Annotated in this window: 4 protein-coding genes; all 4 read left to right on the forward strand. The window is 69.4% G+C overall.

Going from position 1 to position 6,308, the window contains the following annotated elements; genetic code table 11:
* The coding region (locus MXC99_RS00780) for a hypothetical protein (RefSeq protein ID WP_247723728.1) at window positions 1-1,306 on the forward strand (1,306 nt) is incomplete at its 5' end.
* 3 nt (window positions 1,307-1,309) lie between these two features.
* Window positions 1,310-1,711 carry a hypothetical protein gene (locus MXC99_RS00785; protein WP_247723729.1) on the forward strand — a complete coding sequence of 134 codons (402 nt, stop codon included), beginning with the start codon at window positions 1,310-1,312 and terminating at the stop codon, window positions 1,709-1,711.
* Between the two features lie 6 nt (window positions 1,712-1,717).
* A complete protein-coding gene (locus MXC99_RS00790; protein WP_247723730.1) occupies window positions 1,718-5,659 on the forward strand; it encodes a hypothetical protein in 3,942 nt (1,313 codons plus the stop codon).
* A 19-nt stretch (window positions 5,660-5,678) separates the two neighbouring features.
* A complete protein-coding gene (locus tag MXC99_RS00795) occupies window positions 5,679-6,200 on the forward strand; it encodes a hypothetical protein (protein WP_247723731.1) in 522 nt (173 codons plus the stop codon).
* Window positions 6,201-6,308 lie beyond the last annotated feature (108 nt).

The following is a 6,308-nucleotide window of genomic DNA, read 5'->3' on the forward strand; positions in this document are numbered from 1 at the left end:
ACCGCCACCCTCGACTGCGACGGTCAAAGCTGGCGCGTCTCCTTCCCCCTGTTGCGACACCTCGTCGACCTCTGAGTCGCGCCCCCCAAACGGGGATTACCGGACAGATACCTTCAACCGCGGCACGATCAGCGCGCAGCTACTCGGCGTGGCGCTTGATGCGCAGGTGAGGGCGGCGCTGCAGCGCCTCGGGGTGGATGCTGATGTGGCCCTCACCGGCATGTCGGCAAAGTTCACCGAGGCCATCGGCAGCGTCAAGCTGCTCGCTGGGCAATACGACCGCCTGCGCCAGTCCGGCCTCAATGCTGCCGCCGCGCTCGAGCAAGGCCTCGACGCCGCGCTCAAGCGTGCGAGCAACCCGGCGGAATTCAAGGCTTTGGTCGCGCTGATCGAACGGCTGGGCCGCGAGGGCAAGCTGTCGGCCGAACAGGTCGCGCTGGCGATCGAGAAGATCGGGGAGAAGGCCGATCAAGTCACCCCCGGCATCAACAGCGTGGCCGAGGCGTTCAAGAATCTGCACGTCACCTCGGATGCCGAGTTGCGGGCAACGGCTGACCGCGCCCGGCAGTCCTTCGAGCAAATCCGCAGCAGCGGGACGGCAAGCGCGCGCGAGCTTCAGCAGGCCTTCGCCGCCTACGCCGAAAAAGCCATCGCCGCCAACGGCGGAGTGGCCTCGGCATCCCTGCAAGTCGAGGCCGGCATGCACAAAGTGCGCATCGCCGCCGATGAGGCGGGCAACGCTGTCGTCAGCAGCATGGGCACCGCCGCCGCGGCCACCTCCCAGCTCGGCGCTCAGGCCGAGGCTGCCGCAGCCAAGTACGCCGTACTCGGCGCGACCATCGCCGACCTGCCCGCGCCTGGGGGTACTCCGCCGGGAGGACCGCCGCCACCCGGCGGCGGGCGCAAAACCTACAGCCGCATGGATAACGGCCAGACCGCACTGCTCGCGCGCGCCGAACGCCTCGGCGGCCTCGCCCTGCGCAAGGAGATCGAGGCCGAATGGCAGCAGAAGGGCAAGAGCATGGGCCGCATGGCGGGGCTCGATCCGCGCTACGCGAAGATGCTTCAGGGCACCGTCGAGCGGCTCGACGAACTGCAGATGAAGCAAGAGCGCGACTCCGGCCGCTTCAGCGCCAACGAACCCCGCGTCGCTGGCTCCGCCCCGCGCGAAACCGTCACCACCTTCCGCGTCGAGATCGGCACTGGCGCCGGGCGCGTGGCCGCCATCAACACCGCCAGCCGGGCCGACGCCGACGCCCTGGTGGGCTTGCTGCGCCAGCTCGAAGACGACGCCCGGAGAGCCTGACCCATGACCCTCACTCTCTCCGACGGCACCACCACCCTCGCGCTCGACCCCGACCTCTACTGGGACGACGAATTCGCTTGGGGCGCGGTGGAGCAGGCGGTCGAGCGCAGCCTTACCGGCGCGCTCGTCGTCGATGCCGGCGTGCGCCAGGGCGGGCGCCCGATCACCCTGCGCAACGAGGACGACGCCAGCGCCTGGCTCACCCGCGCCGCCATGGCGCAGCTGCAGGCCTGGGCCGACGTGCCCGGCCAGCAGCTCACCCTCAGCCTGCGCGGCACCGCCCACGTCGTGCTCTTCCGCCACCACGACGGCGGCCCGTTCGAGGCCCGCCCGCTGGTCCACTACGCCGACCCGGCCGCCACCGACTGGGTGCTCGCCACCCTCCGATTCATCACCGTCGAGTAAGCCGACATGCCCATCCAGGAACAAAACATCGTCTTCGTCGAATCGCAGGTCATGGACGACGTGCCCGAGGGCGGTGGCGCCGCCACCGGGCGCGTCATCGAAGACGGCGCCATGAACAACGTCTTTGAGGACATCTCCGACCTCGACCGCGCCTACGGCCGCTTCAACCTGCGCAAGCTCTTCCTCGCCGTGCGCACCCTGTCCACCGACCTCTACGGCGGCGCCAAGACGGTGGTCACCGCGCTGCCCGCCGACGAGGCGCTGGGCTACACCCTGTTTTCCAGCAACGACCCGTTCGACACCCGCGCCCAGGCCGCCGACAAGGTCGAGTCCTACCTGTACAAGGGCCCCACCTGGCCCGGCTACCTGTACGAAAACCACATCACCGGCATGCGCGCGATCAACCTGATCCAGCGCGTCGGCTCCGCCCTGCCGCCGATCGGCAAGACCCTGTGCATCGTCCAGGACGAAGGCTTGAGCACCGAGAAAGAACAGTACGTGCGCGTCACCAGCGTCGACGTGGTCGAGCAGACCTTTGCCGACTCCGCGGTCGGAAACACCACCGAATTCCAGCGCTGGGTGGTGACGCTGGGCCTGTCCGACGCCTTGCGCCACAACTTTGCCGGCCACAGCCCCCGGTACTACGACAGCAACTACAGCTACAGCGGCCGTGCCCGCATCCGCGACACCACGGTGGCCGACGCCGCGCGCTACTACGGCGCCCAGCCGCTGTCGGCCATCGCCAGCGTGGGCGATCGCGTAGTGCGCGCGGCGAGCATGTATACCAAGCTCGTGCCCTCGGCGCGCACTGAATCTGCGCTCGCCAACCAGATGCTGGGCGAGCGCGACATCATGGCCCCCACCGCCGCAGCGCCGATCACCACCACCGTGGCCGACGCCCACCTTTCCTTCGCCGCCAATGGCCGCCTCACCCTGGCCACCGGCGTGCTGCCCGGCTCGCTTGCCGGCCCGCAAAGCACCACCGACGACGGCGCCGGCACCGTGCTGCGCTCGGGGGTGGCGGTGGGCAGCATCGTCTACGCCACCGGCGACATCATCTTCAACGCCGACCCCGGCTACAGCGTGGGCAGCACCGCATCCGTGAGCTGGCTGCCGGCGGTGGCGCTGGGCACCGCGGCCAACACCCTGTTCCGCCAGGTTACCGCCGAAAACCGCCGCTTCAACTGGATCGAGACCCTGCTCCCGGTACCGGCCCCCGGCGCGCTGTCGGTCAGCTACATGGCCAACGGCAACTGGTACGTGCTCACCGACGACGGCACCGGCCTGCTCGTGGGCGCCGACTCCGCGCTTGGCGCCGGGCAGCTCTCCTACGTCACCGGGGTCGCCAGCGTCACCCTCGGCGCGCTGCCCGACGCCGGCAGCCTGATCCTGTTCAGCTGGGCCAACCGCGCCGCGCTCGCCATCCGCGACACCAGCCACGTCACCCCCATCACCTGGTCCGGGGTGATCGGCGACCCGCTCGACGAACACGCCATCGCCCCCGGCAGCCTCACGATCACGTGGCAGGCCGGCGGCCTCACTCAGACCCTGACCGACGACGGCGCCCACCTGCTCGCCGGCAACGGCTACGGCGCGGTCAAGTACACCAGCCGCGAATTCTGGTTCCGCCCCGCGGTGCTGCCCGACCCCGGCACCACCCCGGTGGTCACCTACGACCGCGCCACCCTGGTGACCGAAACCTTTACCCCGACCCAGGACGGCAACGGCTTCGTCGGCTTCACCCTGGCGCAAACGCCCATCGTGCCGCGCTCGCTCAACATCGAGTGGGAAACGATCCGCAGCGAAACCGCCACCGAGAAGGCCACCCAGACCCTGGGCAACGTCGCCTACTACGCCTCGAGCAGCACGTATTCGGGCAGCACCAGCCTCTCCGACACCGACGCCTGGAAGCGGCCTACCTACGAGAATGGCAAGCTGCGCGAGCAGGAGGCAACCACTTCGGCCCAGCTTTCGAACGAGCAGATCGATAGCATCAAGGAAAACGCCGCTACCCGCAGCTTCGCCGAATCCGAATCGAGCGTCAGCGTGGGCAATATCGTGGTCAAGAAGCGCTGCACCGACGACGGTGCCGGCGCGCTCTACGGGCCGCAGGCCGGGTCGGTGGATTACGCCACCGGCCAAGTGTACTTCATCCCCACCGACGTCGTGCGCGCCGCCAGCTTCGGCATCGTGTCCACCGGCACCGTCTCGCAGTCGCTCGAAACCGAAGGAGGCAGCAGCACCAACAGCGCGAGCGCGGGCAGCAACACGACGATCTACCTCAACTACCTGGGCGAAGACGCCCGCGCAGGCGCCAGCGCGCAATCGGCCTCGTCCTCCACCGCCATCCGCGGCTCCTCGGGCGGCGAGTCCACTGCCGACACCGGCAGCTGGGGCAGCGAGGTGTTCACCGACACCTGGGGCAACGGCGCGCTCATCCGTGTCCAGTACGTCGTCACCTCCACCGTGCCCACTTCTGAATCCGTGACCCTGCCGGCGCAGGCGCTCAAAATCGACATCGCCCCTTATGCCGGTGACCCTGTCATCGCCGGATCGCTCGCCTTCCGCCTGGGCGGCAGCCTGTTCGTCGCCCGCGGCAGCCGCATCGTCATGAACCCCGACCGCCTCGGCAGCGGCCTCGAAGTGGGCACGCTCGACCTCGCCGCCGGCCGCGTCACCCTGGACTACTGGCCCGCCGGCGGCAGCGGCGCGGTGCAGGTGCTCGCCTGCCTCACCCAGTACGGCATCGAGCCGGCCATCGGCGCCGCCTTCCGCACGCCGGTGGCCCCGATCGCCCCCGAATCGCTCAACCTCACCGCCACCACCCTCGACGGCGAAACGATCAGCGCCACCGCCGACGCCGACGGCAAGATCACCGCCAGCTGGGTCTATGGCGCAGTCAACTACGAATTCGGCACCGTGCAGCTCGCCTTCGGCCAGTACGGCCCCGACCCCGAGCACGACCCGCAAAGCCCCGACCCCGCGCCCACGGTGTGGATTCCACGCCCGGTCGACCCCAGCTCGATCCGCTACAACGCCGTCGCCTACACCTATCTGCCGCTCGACGCCGACATCCTCGGCATCGACCCGGTGCGCCTGCCCGCCGACGGTCGCGTCCCCATCTACCGCGCCGGCGACGTGGTCATGGTCATGCACGCCGCCACCACCGCCCCGGCCACGGTCGCCAACGGCGGCACCGTCGACTGCGGCCGCACCCGCATCGCCTGGGTGCGCGTCATCGACGCCACCGGCGCCACCGTGCGCGACGGCTTCACCCTCGACCGCGCCACCGGCCTCGTTACCTTCACCGACGTCTCGGGCATGACCATGCCGGTGACGGTGCGCCACACCGTCGGCGACCTGCGCCAGATCACCGACGCCCAGATCAGCGGCCAGCTCACCCTGGCGCGCGCACTCACCCACGACTACCCGGCCGGCGACTCGCTCGTCGCCTCCTGCCTCATCCACGGCGACCGCCGCGCCCGCGTCAGCGCGGTGTGGGACCAGGCGACGTGGGACGGCACCTGGACCGACGCACTCAAGGGCAGCGAGGCCACCGCCACCCTCGACACCATCGCTCACCCGATCGAGGTCACCAACGAAGGCGCGGAAACCGAACGCTGGGTGCTGCGCTGGACGTCGACCACCAACGTCGAGCTGATCGGCCAGCGCCGCGGCCTGGTGTACAGCGGCCCCTTCACCGCCGACCTCGCCCCCATCAATCCGCGCACCCGCAACCCCGACGGCAGCGGCGGCGCGCCCTACCTGCGCATCCCGCTCGCGGCCAACGGCGGCGGCTGGTCCGCCGGCAACGTCGTGCGCATCAACACCGTCGGCGCCCTGGCCGACATCTGGATCGCGCGCAGCATCCAGCAATCCGACGAACCCCTGGGCGATGGCGAGGGCGGCGTGGAACTGTACGCGCTGGGCAACATCGACCGGCCTTGATTAACAGGAGAACAGAAGCATGACGACGAAAGCGGACACCAGCGTCAAGTGGTTTCACAGCGGCATGGCCGACGCGCCCGTGCTGCGCGGCCAGGCCGGCGCACTGATCGAACTGCTCGACGCCTGCCTGATCAACGGCTTTTCCACCCGCAGCCCGGACAGCGTGGTGGTGGCCGGCGGCGTGGCGACGGTCTCGATCAGCGCCGGCAACCCCTACGACAAGCACGCGGTCATTGCGATCAGCGGCGCAAGCGAGGCCGCGCTGAATGCGGAGTGGCGCATCGACACGTCCGCCGCAACCTCCTTCACCTTCCTCTGCCCCGGCGTGGCCGACGGCACGGTGACGGGCGCCGCGCTCAAGCGCGCCGGGGCAGGGTGGAGCAAGCCGTTCGCCGATACCAACGTGGCGGTGTATCAGTCGCTCGACCCTGCAAGCACGCAGCTGTATCTGCGGGTCAACGATGCCGACGCGCGCTATACGCGCGTGCGCGGCTATGAGCAGATGACCGATGCGAATACGGGGACGGGGCTGTTTCCGTGAGGTGCCCTACGTTTTCCGTCTTCCAACCGGTCGTCTTCATGCTGCCATTTCTTGCTGATCCTGTCGTGCGATCCAGTTCTGCAGGAACGTGGTCGGCGACAGATATCC

Source organism: Thauera aromatica, assembly GCF_023093595.1.
Lineage (GTDB): Bacteria > Pseudomonadota > Gammaproteobacteria > Burkholderiales > Rhodocyclaceae > Thauera > Thauera aromatica_A.

Bases quoted from the DNA above. Each gene is read 5' to 3' on its own strand.
- MXC99_RS00795 (WP_247723731.1), top strand. From the start codon at position 5,679: ATGACGACGAAAGCGGACACCAGCGTCAAGTGGTTTCACAGCGGCATG.
- MXC99_RS00790 (WP_247723730.1), top strand. From the start codon at position 1,718: ATGCCCATCCAGGAACAAAACATCGTCTTCGTCGAATCGCAGGTCATG.
- MXC99_RS00785 (WP_247723729.1), top strand. From the start codon at position 1,310: ATGACCCTCACTCTCTCCGACGGCACCACCACCCTCGCGCTCGACCCC.